Source organism: Martinezella lusitana (genome assembly GCF_010668395.1).
Lineage (GTDB): Bacteria > Pseudomonadota > Alphaproteobacteria > Rhizobiales > Rhizobiaceae > Rhizobium > Rhizobium lusitanum_A.
In genome coordinates this window covers 1-14,271 of the sequence record NZ_WUEY01000018.1, presented here as the reverse complement: position 1 = coordinate 14,271, position 14,271 = coordinate 1, and the positions used below count along the sequence as shown (strand labels likewise).

The window sequence follows — 14,271 nt, the reverse complement described above, 5'->3', positions numbered from 1 at the left end:
AATGGCGTTTGCGACACCAGTCATGCGAAGGGCAGCCTTCGGCGCCAGCTTTGCAATAAAAGGCGATCAAGAAAAATGGCGGTTTGAAAGACGCCGGAAATAATTTCCGGCGCCTCGTGTGCGTCAGGCGGCTTCCCAGACCTGGTTGAGGATGCGGGCCGCAAGAGCGGCCTTGTCTTGGGGCAGGAAGCGCCCATAGTGCTTGGCGACCATTTCGGCTGTGTCTTGGATGGCGTAGCTCGCCTGCTCATAGGAGCCAGTCTGCTTCAGGATGTGGGTTGCCAGCACATCACGGACGTTATGGGGACCGTGCGGAAGGAGGCCCTTGATCGCCCCTCGTCCGGTATAGGGGTTGTAGATGCCGTACCGCTGGATCGTGTGACGCCAAGCCTCATAGAAACTTGTCGTGTCATAGGCGGCGTTTGTGCTGGTCGTCTTGACGGTCTTGACGAAGAACGTGCCGGGATCCGCGGCTGACCGTAAGAGCACCGAGCGGTGTCGGTCGACATAGGCGTCGATGTGCTTGTAGAGATCCAAAAGGTCTGGAAGCACGAGCCGAAACGGCTTGTCGCCAAAGAAGGACGAGTGTGCGTTCTTGAAAGCCACCGCAGGAATAAAGACCTCCCAGCCGCCTTCCCGATCACTCCACCGGATTTCGCCCCGCTTCATCTTTTCCAGCGCGCGTTCCGAACGCGGCATCGAGCCTTTCGGGTTGAGCATCAGTTGCCGGAGGTTCTTCTGGCGAAGCCCAAGATGCAACCCCAGCCTCAGCATCAAGAACGATCGGACCGCTTCGGCGGCCGGTCGAGGATAGCGATGCTCATCCGGCATCAGGCGGATGATCTCCTCCGTGATTTTACGGTACTCCCCAACGGGGCTTGCCGCCTCAAGGACGGGCATGATCGGCTCGAACGGATCGCGATGGACGCGCGCGATCCGCTGGATTTCCTTGACGCGGTGGGCAGCATGCTTATGGAAGTCGTCGCAGGCACCGTGCCAGTCCGCGTTGGCATAGTCGATCTCGTTTTGCGAAACGAGGCCGGCAATCGGTTGAACGCGCGCCAGAAGCTCCGGATGCTGCCGAAGCCATCCGGTCCCCTCCTTGGTGATCGCCAAGGCGATCCGCAACATGTCGACTTCCCAAGCAGTAAAGAAGCCGCGGCGAGTCTCCCGCCACTGCAGATACCAATCCCAGACGCCGGGGAAAATGAGGAGCCCGAACGTCAACTGCCGGACCGGCACCCCGTAGCCCTTCACCTCTCCATCTCTGGATGCTGCAAGGGCACCGAACATCAGCCCGAGATGCTCGATCTTCTGTGAGGCGGTTTCTTCGCCCCAAACCCCGTTTCGCTGAAAGCCGACGGACGTCAGAGCCGACGTCTTGAAGCGAACCAGGTCGGCCATTTCCATGGCGAGTGACGGTGGCGCTTCTATCACGCCTGACAGCAAGTCAGGATCCTCGACCCAGGTCTGCTCATAGTTCGCAGGGACTACAATCTTACCGTCGCGTGGCGCCCGCCCACCATAGGAGACGCCAGGGAAACGGATGGCGTAGCGCTGCTTGGCGGCGGCTGCTTGGTACTTCCGGTAGTCGGTCGTGCCGCTGATAATGACCCGCCGCACCCAGTCGACGATCTCCTCCCTTTTCTGGAAGGACAGCGTGTTGAAATCCTCGGGAAGATGCCAGGCAATACGACGACGCTCCGCCGGCTCTATTCCGGAGAGCTCAAACCCTGACGCCGATCGCGAAGGATGTGCGAGCTTGGATTTGAAATAACCGGCCGTGAGCCGGTACCGTCGCTCGATCCGTGACAAGATCTCGAAACTCTCGACAGTCCGCGGCACCTTCCGGCCTTCGATCCAGCTTAAAAGCGTTGTCTTTTCGGTAACGTCATCCGGACCGGTGATCGCACGATGGAGCGTCCAGTACGTTTCGCCATGGCGCCGGAGCTGGAGCTGTAGCGCCTCGGAGAATTCCGTCGGATCTTCCTTCACGTTGAACAGCGCTTCTGGGAATTCGAGATTTGTGCCTGGACTTGCTGCGGTAGCCACTGGTGCTGGTTTGGGGTGGTTCTGGGGCGCGCGAGCTGGTCGGGGCCTCGTGGGCACCGACTTCGTCCTCGGCGTCTTTTGTGTTCGATGGACTTCGGGGTCTGCTGTCGCGGCTGAGAGGCGCGTGTCCCGGATCCACCGACCAATCGCGTCGAAGGCCGGATCGATCTGACGTGCATTGCCGGCGAGCAGATTGGTGTCGAGGCCACACGCCGCCGCGACAACGTGCCAGTCTGTCCTGCCGTTGGTTCTTGGCGCCGGTCTCCTCGTCTGAATGAGCGTGTGCAAATACCACTTCAGCCGGGGAAGTTCGTCGTCCTTGAAAAGCGGCGCCAGCCGCAGTTGGCAGAAGGCGTCGATCTTGCGTTGAAAGGCTTTGGCAGAAAATTGGTTCATTTCCATTCACGTAGCTGTTGTTGATCGTTCCCGCAGACGCGGGGCACGCGAGCTATGCGAATGGAGTTAACCTCCGGTAACCAACGGTTTCCGTAGGCGAATGGCTTCATAAAAACGATTCAGTTGCAAACGGCGTTTCACGAAGTAACGGGGGGACGAAGTCCCCAATGATAACGCCGTTTGCACAAATAGTTGGTGATCAGGCAGAGCAGATGGCCAGGAATCGTCAGCCCCGCAGGTGAGGCTTGCTTCGGAAGGGACGGTCATCGCGGGCATAGCGATCGACGAGATCATCGAAGACCTCGTCCGCTGCCCGCTCGTCAAAGCCTTGGTCAACGAGAATTCCGACCACGGCGTCGCCCAGCTCTTCTATCCAGTCCGGACGCCCCTGGTCGAGATAGCTGCTGATCGTCCAAAACAGCATCGCTCGCGCGACGTCGTCGCGATCCGGGCGCCGCTCGACCCGATGCCGGTCCCGGAGCCGCTGCTGCCGTTCCCTCTGCTTGGCGTTCCGCTCCTCCAAGGTCTGTCGCGCCATGTCTTCCCCCTGTTTTCGTTGATGGCACTTTTATGCTCAAGGGACCGGCGGCACGGCGCAAGGCGTTTGTCGCCGAAACGGAATCATTGTGCTTTGAATCGGGATTTTCGAGTTTGGAATCGAATGAGCGCAATTTGTTTCAGGTTACAGGCACGTCGAGACAGGTTGCCGGCAGTCCCACGGCTATATTCGCGGCGCCGGACGCACGGCATCCGGCCCTTTCGATAGGACGTGAATCGGAAATCTGGAAAAACGAAACGTTCGCCTAGAGTTTGGAAACGTTGCCCTCGACTTTCGAATCGTTCGCCCGGAGGTTCGAATCGAATGAGCGCAATTTGTTTCGAGTTGCGAGCAACCTGCATCACATCGTCTCGCCGTGGATCAACGTGTGGGAGACTTAAGCCTGCTGACCGAGGATCCAGCCTTCCCATGTTTGACATCATCAGCTTCCGGTACCCCTTCGCCCCGTCGGCCATCGACGACGTCGATCATGCCAAGCAGGCCGACTGTCGCGTCGAACCGGTCTTCACCGTCCTTGCCGTTTCCGAAACCGTCGCTGATCAGACTTTGGAGTCCGCTCCCGTCGACGTGTGGCCTGTTCTTCAGCCACCGCATCAGATCACTTGCCACGGACCGACGTCCGTCTTGCTGTCGCTTACTCCAAACAGGGCGTCGGGGAATTCCAAGCTGCCCATAGACCTCACCGGGATAGGTCTCGGCCACTACGGTGGCGCCCGGCATCATCAGGTCATGGAGCGTTCCGTCGAACGGCCAAAGCGATAGCTCCTCCAAGTTCGGGAGGATGATTTCGCGCCAGCCGGTCAAGGCGGCCTTCCCCACTTGGTTGCCGCCGAGCGTCCAGAACAGCATGCAGGCGTCGCCGCGATCCGGCGTCGCCCGCTCGCAGCGGCGCAGTAGATCCTTACCGCTCAGCCCTAAAGCGTCGAAAAGGTGCTGACGCTGCGTGCCCCCAGGCCGCATCGGATAGAGGGGTCGGTCGATGAAGATTTCGCTGTGATGCTCCGCGACGTCGAACCAACGCGCAAAGCGTGCGTCCCCGAATGACCGCAAAAAAGAAGGGAAGTCAGGTGTCCCTAGAGTTCTGCCGTAGGCGGCAGGAAGACCGATCGGGAAGTCGAAACCTAATAGCACTGCGGCGTCTGCTCCCATCCGCCGCCGCAGCCGATGTGTAAGGTTCTGCGTGTCGCCGACGGGTTCCGGCGCCGAAAGGGCCCACGTCTCGCCCTGCCGAACCGCCACGCACATCCATCGCTTCTTGGCTTCGATACTCCAGTCGCAATGTGCGACGACAGTTACAGACATCCCGTCCTCCAAATTTCGCTCAGGATTTACGAGGCACCGGCCAGGATGTCCATGACCGCCTGACCATCGAGCGCCTGGGCGTCGAAGAGCGCGCGCACCAATCGGTCGAAGGCCCGCCGGTCTTCGAGGATGACCTCCGTCGCCCGTGCCTGCGCGAACTCCAGCCGCCGATGCACCCGCTCTGCCAGCTCGGCGTCGCGGCTGAGGATCGCGGTTGGATCCTTGTGTCCGAGGTAGAGCAGCGGATGACGGCCACCGAAGCCGAGTGCCTGTTCCATATCGAGCGCAATGCGAGTTGCGCTTGCAAGGTCGCTCTCTTCGGCGCCGCCGGAGCCTGCCGATACGGTCTTGAGCACAATCAGCTCGGCGGCGCGGCCTGCCATCAGCATTGCCAGCAGCCGCCCGTACCAATCTTCGGTATCTGGCGTACTTGTCGCAAAGGTTACCGTGTTGTGGCCGCCGTCCTTGGCGTCGATCGTCAGCCCCTTGATCGTCCCGAGCCGCAGAGCGTGATGAACGACCGCATGACCGGACTCGTGGATGGCGAAGCGCCATCGGACATCGTACGGGACCGGCGGGCGGTGACCGCGAATGCCCGCTTCGATGTCTGCATAGGTGAGGCGGCGCTTTTCTCGGCGAGCTTTCAATCGCGCTTCGCGGACGATCCGTTCAATGTCGGCGCCAGTCAGGCCCATTGCTCGTGTTGCCAGACGTCGCAACGCCTGAAGCACTGGATTATCATGCTCGGACGTCTCTGGCGTGTCGATGTCGCGCTCGCCGTCATCTTCCAGGATGACCTCGATCTCGTCCATAGAGCCGCCAACTTTGGTGTTTCCCGTCATGGCTGACCTCCGATCTGGGTGTCCGACACGGTGACGGCATCGAGGTCGCTGCCCAGATGATGGGCGAGAATGCCAGCGAGCGTCGGAATATCCGGCCGCGGGATTTCGATATGTGTTTCCAGCCGTCCCGAGCGGCGGATCGCCTCGTCGATTTCGCTCGGCCGGTTCGTGGCGCCGATAACAATGACGCCATCGGTCTTGATGGCGCCGTCGAGAAGCTCCAGTAGCTTGTTGACGCACGCATTCCAGTAGTCGGAGTAAGACCGCGACGCAGGAGCGCGCTGGCCGATGCCGTCGATCTCGTCGATGAACAGGACGGACGGCGCCCGCGTTCTCGCCTCAGCAAAAGTGTCTGCCATACGGTCCAGCACATCATGCAGATACTCGCCCTGCAGCCAAGTCGAGACGGATGTGACAACGAGCGGAATCTGTAGCGTATTGCAGAGCGCCCGCGCGAATGTCGTCTTGCCGGTCCCCGGCGGTCCCGAAAGAAGCAGCTTGGTGCTCATCTGCGACCAAGACAGCTCGCCGCCGAGATAATCGGCAAGATCGACCTTCAAGCCGAGCGCCCAGTCCTTTGCTGCACCGTAGCCGGTCAGCGTCTCGACGCGCAGGACAGGTGGCGCGGTCGGCGCAGATGCATCATCGACGGGCTTCGGCTGGATCACCTCGGCGCCGGTTGGCTTGCTTTTCCATTTCGCCTTGCCCTTAGACGAGGAGGTCGACGTCGATGCCGTACGATCGCCGGTGTTGCCGCCATCCCGCGAGGCCTGCTCTCTTCGCTCGCTCGGGCTCTGGGTGATCAGCCGTCGCGAGGCGCCCGCGTTTTTGTCAGCGTTTCCGTCTTCCTTGTCCTCGCGGTTCAGCGCTGCCAGTCCGGCGAGCGCATCGAGGCTCGACAGGATCGGACGACCGGGCCGAATGGCAATGGCGAGATCGTCGAGCGTGAGAGCCCCGGCATCGAGTTTCGCGATACTGCTGTCATGACGCATGACGGCTTCGCTGCCATAGACGGCTTCCAGCAGATCGGCGATCAGCAGGCGATCGATCCCGGCGCCTGTCAGCCTGATATCGCAGGTCAGATCAACCTGATCAGGAACGCCATTGTGTGCCTCCGACACGGCAAGCACCGGCGTGCCATTCGCCAGGGCCCGCAGCAATTGCCCGCGTAGAGCCGCCCGGCTCGGACGGTTGGTCTCGCCAGCCGGGATTTGCAAGAAGATGCGCCGGGTCTCAGCGTCCACCCACCTCCAGAGATCGTCGGTGAAGGCAAAATCTGCCGCCATGCTATTGTAAGGACCGTACGGCACGAGGTCGGTGTCTTCGATGAGCTGCGGCAGGGCCCGCTCAAAGCCGTCGGCGAGGACTGCCACCGAGAAGACGGGTGCGGGCTGGCGCAGGACCGTGCTCAGATCGCGCAGTGTGACGCCGGACTGTTCCAGTGCCGCGGCAAGCAGTAGCAGGGTCACCATATGCTTGACGCTCGGACAATACCCTGCCTCGGCAACGACACGCACCGCGTAAGCAAGTGTGGCCGTATTGGTATCTGCCTCGTTTGCCGAACGCCGCGCGAGATACGCCGGCCACACCGGCACGGCCGGTACGAGAACAGGTCGGCCGTGACCGTCCTGCGGCGCCTCGATCAGAAAGCCTGCAAGGTGATCCCCCACCCATTGCTGGTCCCGATCGGCGTTGCCGCAAAGATGGGAGGGATCGAAGGCAGGACTGAAGCGCCCGATGACATAACCGTCGATGATGGCGGTGCTCATCGTCAACAGGCCGTTGCGGACCGCGAGACGACGGACGGCACGGTGTTCGACATGGGCGAGACGTCGAAGAAGGAAGGAAGACAGTCGATCCATCAATGGTGCTCCTCGATTGTGAGGTGAGCGGAAACAATTTCCGGCGGTACGCCCTGATGAGCGACAGTTCGATGGACGGCGCCTGACATTCTGTTGAGGCAATCGAGAACCAGCCGGCAGGTTGGCTCGCCGGACTGTGCATGGTGGCGGAGCCGGTCGAGCAGCACCGACGGAATGGCGCGCGTCTCCGATGAACCCTGCCGGGCAAACGCAAGAGCGAGGCCGATGATCAGAGCTGGGTCGTCCTGCGGACCCGGAGCCACAAGAGGTTGATTGGGTTTGGAAGCTCTCGAGCTGCTCCGCTTAAGGCGGGCAGATGTCGATGGTGCTTGGGCGGACATGATGTCTGCGGACATGCAGGATCTCCTTGGCCCTCCGGCTTCAGCGGACGGCGTCTTCTTAAGGATGATGGGTACAGGTAGAGGCTGCCGCGGCGTCACGCGCCGCAGCCATAGCCTCATCCGAGCGAAGGCTCTGTAGCGTCAGGCGTCGAGCAGACGCCGGGCAAAGCCGATGCGGACATGCTCGGGCGGCCATGAGACAGTATCATCCGACAGCGCCTCCGGATCATCGCGGCCATCGTCATCATCATCGAAGCTCGGATCGTCACAGGAGCCGCAACGGCATCCGGATCCGTGATAGCCGGTTTTGTCCGTCGCATCCTCGCAGACCATGGCACCGGGGATTGCCCGCAGCGTCCCAAAGCGGCGCGTATAGAGCGACGTCGTGGAGGCATCAGCGGCGAGCACCGGGGCCGACATCACCATTGGCGTCTCCGGGAGACCGAGCGCTCGACGCGCCTCGACCTCGAGAAGCTGTTGGACACGACGTCCGAAGCGCAGCCGTAGCTCCGCCATGCAGGCAGCAGCACCGTCGATCTCGAGAAGGTCGTCGATTTCCGACAGCGCCCAAACGCCCGCCGCATGATCGCTGGGACGGCTGGCGCCATCGATGATGGCGACGCCCACCGTCTCGACCATCGTCCGCTTCTGGGTCTTGTAGAGCCAGTCGGGCACAATCATTGCCGACGCCAGCATCTTGAGCTTCAGTTCTTCAAGCCGGCTGGTGTCGCCATAGGACGCGAGCGACCTCTTGAGGTCCAACACGAAAGCGGCGCGCTTGGCGCGGTTCACGACAATCAGGTCCGGCGTATAGCTGCCCTTTGCCGACGCCTCGCAGTCAAGCCGCACGCCCTCGAGCTGCCTCCAATCATTGCCGGCCACCGCCTCGATCGCGGCCTTCACCAAGGGAAGTTTGATCGACTGCATGAGAACGACCAGATTTGGATTGGCCTTGGCCAGCCGCTCGACGGCCTGCTCCAGCAGCTTGCCTTCACGGAAGCTTACGGCCCGGACCAGCGAGGCGACGGCGACATAATGGCCGAGAATCTCGTCCTCGACCGGCTCGCCTTCCGAGATGGCGCCGATGGCTTTGTCGATCAGCGCGTCGAAGTCGGCCTCGACGTCGGGATAGCGCACGAGATGCGCATGACGACGCAGCGCCGGCGGTTCGGCGTGAACAGCGGAGCGCTCGCCGATCTGGCGACGCGACGCGGAGCCGGCGACAAAAGACATGGTGGAGGATGCCGCTGACGCGGCGCGCAGAACTTCCCCGGCTGGGGTCTTGGCAGTATGAATGGTCACAGCCCGATTCCTTTTCATAGAAGGCTTGAGGGTCAGGCCCTTGGTAGCGTTGGCGCGCTGCCTTGGGCCGCTTGGCTTCATCAGTGAAGCCCTTCTTATGTCGCAGGACCGCAACCGGATCTCAAGGACCCTGGCAGCGAAGAATGAGAACAGAGCCCGAACAAGGTTAACAGCGGGCTCATAAGCTGAACCCAATAGCCAGAATTGGAAAAGGGGCTCGAAAGCCCCTTCTCATCTCGTATCGATCAGTTCGTGATCAGTTCCAGCTTGTGCCGGCCCGGCAATTTGCGTTGTCCGCGGGTTGCGGAAAGCAATGCAGCAATCGGGTTGCTAACGTCTGCTTCCGTTTCGGCCTGAACATCCGAAGCTTCGGCTTCGACCATCTCGGCTTCCTCGGTTTCGTCATCGAGGTCGACGTCATCGTCGTCTTCGATCTCATCGCGGCTGGACGATGAGGCTGCGACAGCTACTCGCGGCGAAGACGGGTCCTCTGGCAACGGCCACGCTGGCGATTTCTCCTTCGACGTTGCCCAGACGAGCATTGGGACCACCACCGTCTCCAACCATGTTTCCAGAGTGTCGACCTTCGCCCAGTTCGAGCTGTCGCGAAGTCTCCACAACAGCGCCTCGACTTTTTTCCAGCGAGACGTTGAGGGCAGGCCCACCTTCATTGTCGATTTGCCATCCCCCTGCGGACCAACACCGGTTCCCAGACTGCTCAGCAGCTCGTAGGCATGGTAAGCATGAACCTCGGCCTTCGGGGCGATGCTGCTCTTCTTGATTCTCTTGCCGGTCCTCTCCGCTTCAGCCATAGCAACGGAGAGAATCTTCAGAAGGCCTGAGAGATTGCGCAGGAAAGCTGTTCGGCTCTCTTTAGTCCGCTCCTCCACCATCGCCTTCAGGCCATGGGCACCGCCGAGATCAACGGCGTCAACTTCGGTCTCGCCCTCGCCTGGCAGGTCGTCGCCCGCCAGGATTGCCTTCACGTCAGCAACCTGGATCCGACCCTGATCTTCAGCGAACGCGAACGCCGCCGTGATCTTTTCCGCCGGCGCCGAGACCAACTGGATCAGGACCGTCGGCCCGATTGCCAGCTCCACCGCCCGCTCCCGGTAGCCACCGAGATTGCGGTGGACGCCGCGCCAGTTGCGCGCCGTACGCGCAGTGATGTTGCACCGCGCTTCGACCCACTTCCCGAACGTCCCGTCCGGGATATGAGCGCTCGCCTCCTCGAGCAAGGCGCCGAGCTGGAAAATGTGATCCGTCTCCTTGCGCCCGAGATCGGTCAGCGACTTCGCCTTCGCCTCGAGTTCCGCAGAGATCTCCGGGGAGATCGCGAACGCGGCGTAGTCGAAGCCCACGCGCGCTGACGACGCCAGCGCGTTTTTCCTATTCTTCATGTCAAACATCCCTGTTTTCACAGTACTTGCCACAGCCGCACCATGCGACTGATAACCATATTATAGCTTATATTTACGAATAGTTCAATAATTACAATAGGTTGCGTCGTTTTCGATGTCATAACACTTTCATTATTACTTGGATTTTTACACTCAATACTTTGAGGATCGGCCACATCGCAGCAGGAAAATGACGGAAAATAAATTTTATACTACAGAGACAACTCCTGGTAGTATTCGCGGTTCAACCTTGTTACGCCGAGGCCTGTCGCCATCACCGTCCCAGCGTGCCCTGCAAGCACGCAGACGATGCCCTGGCGTGTAGCGCCCCCTCCTCACGACGCGCGCCGACTGGCACATCGTCATGCTTAACGGCTTATGAATGCTGCGGCTCAAAAACGGGCGTCCCACCCAAAACGTGTTTAAAAACAAATGGAGTCTCAGAATGGCACATTCGAGATGTAAATATTTGTCGTCAAAAAATCATTTGAATACAGACACTTGCAATGGTTGAGGCGGTAGGCTATACGTCTCTCGCTCGATACACGGCCCAAGCGCCAAAATGGAAAGGAGACGCACATGACCACCGCATTCAGCACAATCATGACGACGATCTTCTCTTCCGGCGCACCCTTTAGTGCTCGCATTTCGCTGAGCGCATTTTTTGGCCGTACCTCCTCCTGCGTGGCTGCCTCCGCTGCCCATCGTCGTCGAAGACGATGGCAACCGGCAACCATAGGAGGTCTCCATGCCGAACACCAAGAACTCAACTCGTACGCCGGCGTCTCCACATAAGGCGAAGGCGATCCCACGCGGATTCAGGAAGCATTCTTCCTGGTGGCGGTCAGAAGTGCCGAAGCTGATCGAACAGATCAGTGCGGTGCTTGCGGATACCGACGCACCCAGGGGTCCGCGCGCGGTTCTCATCGAACCGCGTTTCGTGAGCTTTCCGCTCCAGTCAGAGCTAACTGGCGAGCTCATGCGATCTAAGATGGGGGAAGTCTGCTATGGGCTGCCTCTCCCGTCTACCGTGACACTGGGCGACATCGGTAACGCTCTGCAGGGCGATGCGCTACATCATCTGGTGGCAGCGCATCTCTGGCTGCAGGAAGTCGATGCGATCTCGCTTCGCGGTTCGGGCGGCATGCAGACTACTTCAGTCAGCACGTTGATCGAACACGTCAAGGCCGCTGCGGCAGACTTCTCGGCTGCAGTCGAGCGGATCAGCGCGAGCAACGCCTGACGACGCGTCGGCGTAGCGGCAATTATTTCCATCGAGCAATTGCCGCTGACGCCGGGGCTCTCAACGGAGTTGCGGGCTGCTACAAGTCCGCCTCCCCACGTCTCAATCTTTTACGGAACGGAATGGAAGCATGACGAAGAAGGTGGTTTCTTACGCTCGCGCTGCGAGAAAGACGGGTGAGGGATCGGTCGTCGAGCAGATCGAGCGCGGCAAGGCATTCGCAGCCGCGCGTGGCTGGGCGCTGGTGGGATGTTTCACTGACGCTGAGAACAATGATGCGCTTTTCAAAGCCAGGCCGGGCATCAGGTCGCTCTGCGCGTATATGGATCGCGAGCCAGTCGATATCGTGTTGTGCGACGCGCCCTTGAACGTGTCGGACAACCGTACCCACGTCACACGGTTCCTCAACGAGCTTGGTCGCAGGGAGATCGAACTGTGGTCGACGGCAATGACCGAACGTGTGACACCGCATAATCTGCCCCATATCGATCATGGTATCGATCAGGCCAAGGCAACCAGTGCCCACTGCCCGGAGAACGATCAGCGAGTCCGGCCGGCTGGCTATGGATACAAGCTGTCGTCGGGCATCGACGCCGCAGGGCGGCGGATCGTCGGATATCGAGTGGTGCATCCTGAGCAGGCTGAAGTGATCCGTCGCATTTTCCGGCTGTATGCCGCTGGCCGTTCGCCGCGCGACATCGCCTCGACGTTGAATGCCGAAGGCATCGAGGGGCCAGACAGCAGGCCATGGTGCGAGGAGGCGATCGCTGGGAACCGGGCTCGCGGAACCGGTATCCTCAATAACACCCTCTATGTCGGCATGCGGCAGAATGCTGACGGAGAATTCGACGGCTATGTCCCCGCGCTACGCATCGTCAGCGATGAGCTGTGGCACCGCGTTCGACAGCAACAGGCCAATGTCAGGCGGCGGTATTCCCGGTCCTGGTGACCACCGCGCGCGATTGAATCGCCAAGAGTTTAAGAGAGGGCGCCAACGGCGGCCTCTCCCAAACGCATCTATCCGTATGGAGTTTGAGAATGAAGAATGTTCTGTTTTACGCCCGCTATTCGACGGACCGCCAGCACGAGGTCTCGATCGAAACGCAGATTGAACTTTGTGAAGCTTTCGCCAAACAGAAGGGTTGGAACGTCATCGCGACCTACTCGGACTCCGCCGTCAGCGGCATGAGTTTCCTGTCACGCCCCGGTATTCAGCGGCTCTTGGCGCATGTGAAGCGTGAAGACATCGACGTCGTGCTTTGCGTCACCGTCGATCGCCTGTCGCGCGACGTCGAGCATAGTGCCAAGATCCTCAAAGACCTGAACTACCACAATACCGAGATCTGGACCGTTCATGCCAGCCAGGCCATCACAAAACTGGAACTGCATTTCCGGGCGACATTGAGCGACGAGCTTGTCGACCAGATCCGCTTCCGGACGCGTGAAGGCATGAAGACCGCAGTCCGGAGAGGCAAGGCATCGACTTGCCTGGCCTACGGATACAAGCTGTCACAGCAGCGTGACGCCAATGGCGACCGCATCAAGGGGCTGCGGGATATTGATCCGGTCAAGGCGGAGATCGTGAGGCGGATCTACACGATGTATGCGGACGGTATCTCTCCACGCGATATCGCCGATATCCTCAACAAGGAAGGCATCATCGGACCACGCGGGAGAGCCTGGCGCGACACCGCCATCCGCGGTTCCAAAACGGTTGGAACTGGCATCCTCAACAATCCGAGCTACATCGGCCGCATCGTCTGGAACAAGCGCCAGTATCGTAAAAATCCCGACACGGAGCGGCGCACGGCCCGGATGAACGGCGCCGATCAATGGGTCTGGACAGACGTCCCGACAATGCGAATCGTCACGGACGAACTCTGGGAGCGCGTCCGCGCACGGGACGCCGTGATTGGCGATCTCTATCAGAACGCCACCACCAATAGGCTCAACGCAACACACCGGCCGGAGTATCTTCTGAGTGGCATGCTCGAATGCGAGGAATGCGGCGGGCCTTATGCGATCTCCGGCAAGGACCGCTATAGCTGCACCAATCGCAAGAAGCGCTTGCCGATCGATGAACTCGACGGCGCCTGCTGCGGTAACAGCAAGACGATCACCCGCCACGAACTCGAAGAACGCGTCCTCAACTGCTTGCCCGTCGCCTTCTATTCGCTCGATATCTTCGACCGCATTTCCGAGAAGATGGTGGCGCACGAGACGAGCAGGCTGAAGAGCACCCCTTCACGCAGGGAACAGTTGACGACCGAGCTTTCGGCGATCAAGTCGAAGCAGGCAGGCCTCATGCAGCAGATCCAGGACCGGCAAGCGGAGGGCCGGCCGCGCCTCGTCATCCTCGACGATCAGCTCGACGAACTTGAAGTCACGCGCGAGAAGCTGGTCAGGGAACTCGCCGGTGCAGCCGAAGAGCCGGTCGAGGATTTTCAGGTGAAGATTGCGAAGCTGAAGGCGCAGTTCAATCCAGCCAATACGGAGCTCGCCATCCGCGAGCTGATCTTCCTCGCCCGCAACAATGCCAACGAGCAGGCCAAGCGCCGGCTGATGCCGATCGTGCGTGATCTCATCCAGACGGTCGTGATCGGCAAGACGCCCGGCCACCAGCCGGCAGCCCTGCAGGTCCACGGCGATATCGCAAACATCATGGCCTCGATGGACGTGATCGACATCATGCAGCAGCAGTTTGTCGCTTCCGCCCAGAATGATCTGATGGCCCGCATTGCATCGGGCGAGATCGACACAGAGGCAAAAAAGGAAAAGCTCCTCGAGGCTTACGCCGAGGAGCTTCTGAGAAAGTCTCCCGAGTGGGAGAATTTACAAGTTTCAGTGGTTGCGGGGGCAGGATTTGAACCTGCGGCCTTCAGGTTATGAGCCTGACGAGCTACCGGGCTGCTCCACCCCGCGTTACCAACGTAAACCCGAAGGGTTTATCGTCTCAGCGCAAATCGCCATGC

The 14,271-nt window shown here is 60.3% G+C and carries 11 protein-coding genes, 1 tRNA gene and 1 pseudogene; 3 read left to right on the top strand and 10 right to left on the bottom strand.

From position 1 onward, the window contains the following. Window positions 1-123 precede the first annotated feature (123 nt). The 8 genes from GR212_RS27860 to GR212_RS27825 all read right to left on the bottom strand — a co-directional run bounded on the left by GR212_RS27860 (window position 124) and on the right by GR212_RS27825 (window position 10,065). Window positions 124-2,454 (bottom strand): hypothetical protein, encoded by a 2,331-nt coding sequence (locus tag GR212_RS27860; RefSeq protein WP_163991645.1) that lies wholly within the window; start codon window positions 2,452-2,454, stop codon window positions 124-126. Window positions 2,455-2,674: 220 nt separating this feature from the next. Continuing rightward, the gene (locus GR212_RS27855) at window positions 2,675-2,986 is read right to left on the bottom strand and encodes a hypothetical protein (RefSeq protein ID WP_163991643.1); all 312 of its coding nucleotides are present in this window, start codon (window positions 2,984-2,986) and stop codon (window positions 2,675-2,677) included. A gap of 381 nt (window positions 2,987-3,367) precedes the next feature. Further along, window positions 3,368-4,309, bottom strand: a complete 942-nt coding sequence (locus GR212_RS27850; protein WP_204326795.1) for a DUF429 domain-containing protein — start codon at window positions 4,307-4,309, stop codon at window positions 3,368-3,370. 26 nt (window positions 4,310-4,335) lie between these two features. Beyond that, the gene (locus tag GR212_RS27845) at window positions 4,336-5,151 is read right to left on the bottom strand and encodes an ATP-dependent Zn protease (protein WP_163991641.1); all 816 of its coding nucleotides are present in this window, start codon (window positions 5,149-5,151) and stop codon (window positions 4,336-4,338) included. Continuing rightward, entirely contained in the window at window positions 5,148-7,013 is a 1,866-nt protein-coding gene (locus GR212_RS27840; protein WP_163991639.1) for an ATP-binding protein, read from the bottom strand. The genes GR212_RS27845 and GR212_RS27840 overlap by 4 nt, the downstream gene beginning before the upstream one ends. Then, window positions 7,013-7,369 carry a hypothetical protein gene (locus GR212_RS27835; protein WP_163991637.1) on the bottom strand — a complete coding sequence of 119 codons (357 nt, stop codon included), beginning with the start codon at window positions 7,367-7,369 and terminating at the stop codon, window positions 7,013-7,015. Before GR212_RS27835 ends, GR212_RS27840 begins: the two co-directional genes overlap by 1 nt. Before the next feature lie 126 nt (window positions 7,370-7,495). Then, complete coding sequence (locus GR212_RS27830) at window positions 7,496-8,656, bottom strand: hypothetical protein (RefSeq protein WP_348643564.1); 1,161 nt, start codon at window positions 8,654-8,656, stop codon at window positions 7,496-7,498. Window positions 8,657-8,901: 245 nt separating this feature from the next. Continuing rightward, entirely contained in the window at window positions 8,902-10,065 is a 1,164-nt protein-coding gene (locus GR212_RS27825) for a hypothetical protein (protein WP_163991633.1), read from the bottom strand. Between the two features lie 739 nt (window positions 10,066-10,804). Between GR212_RS27825 and GR212_RS27820 the strand changes: the two genes are divergently transcribed. From GR212_RS27820 to GR212_RS37290, 3 genes and pseudogenes are all read left to right on the top strand, one after another. Beyond that, a complete protein-coding gene (locus GR212_RS27820; RefSeq protein ID WP_163991631.1) occupies window positions 10,805-11,299 on the top strand; it encodes a hypothetical protein in 495 nt (164 codons plus the stop codon). A gap of 130 nt (window positions 11,300-11,429) precedes the next feature. Then, window positions 11,430-12,248, top strand: a complete 819-nt coding sequence (locus GR212_RS27815) for a recombinase family protein (RefSeq protein WP_163991629.1) — start codon at window positions 11,430-11,432, stop codon at window positions 12,246-12,248. Window positions 12,249-12,337: 89 nt separating this feature from the next. Next, window positions 12,338-13,390: pseudogene (locus tag GR212_RS37290) on the top strand (recombinase family protein); the annotation flags it as partial. A 153-nt stretch (window positions 13,391-13,543) separates the two neighbouring features. Here the strand turns inward: GR212_RS37290 and GR212_RS37285 are convergent. Both GR212_RS37285 and GR212_RS27805 read right to left on the bottom strand, forming a co-directional pair. Then, the gene (locus tag GR212_RS37285) at window positions 13,544-13,942 is read right to left on the bottom strand and encodes a hypothetical protein (protein WP_246726011.1); all 399 of its coding nucleotides are present in this window, start codon (window positions 13,940-13,942) and stop codon (window positions 13,544-13,546) included. 202 nt (window positions 13,943-14,144) lie between these two features. Next, a tRNA-Met gene (locus GR212_RS27805) sits at window positions 14,145-14,221 on the bottom strand. Window positions 14,222-14,271 lie beyond the last annotated feature (50 nt).

Excerpts from the sequence above, each read along its gene's own strand:
- GR212_RS27860 (WP_163991645.1), bottom strand. The coding sequence starts at position 2,454 with ATGGAAATGAACCAATTTTCTGCCAAAGCCTTTCAACGCAAGATCGAC.
- GR212_RS27840 (WP_163991639.1), bottom strand. The coding sequence starts at position 7,013 with ATGGATCGACTGTCTTCCTTCCTTCTTCGACGTCTCGCCCATGTCGAA.
- GR212_RS27835 (WP_163991637.1), bottom strand. The coding sequence starts at position 7,369 with ATGTCCGCAGACATCATGTCCGCCCAAGCACCATCGACATCTGCCCGC.
- GR212_RS27815 (WP_163991629.1), top strand. The coding sequence starts at position 11,430 with ATGACGAAGAAGGTGGTTTCTTACGCTCGCGCTGCGAGAAAGACGGGT.
- GR212_RS27820 (WP_163991631.1), top strand. The coding sequence starts at position 10,805 with ATGCCGAACACCAAGAACTCAACTCGTACGCCGGCGTCTCCACATAAG.
- GR212_RS27855 (WP_163991643.1), bottom strand. The coding sequence starts at position 2,986 with ATGGCGCGACAGACCTTGGAGGAGCGGAACGCCAAGCAGAGGGAACGG.
- GR212_RS27825 (WP_163991633.1), bottom strand. The coding sequence starts at position 10,065 with ATGTTTGACATGAAGAATAGGAAAAACGCGCTGGCGTCGTCAGCGCGC.
- GR212_RS27850 (WP_204326795.1), bottom strand. The coding sequence starts at position 4,309 with ATGTCTGTAACTGTCGTCGCACATTGCGACTGGAGTATCGAAGCCAAG.
- GR212_RS27845 (WP_163991641.1), bottom strand. The coding sequence starts at position 5,151 with ATGACGGGAAACACCAAAGTTGGCGGCTCTATGGACGAGATCGAGGTC.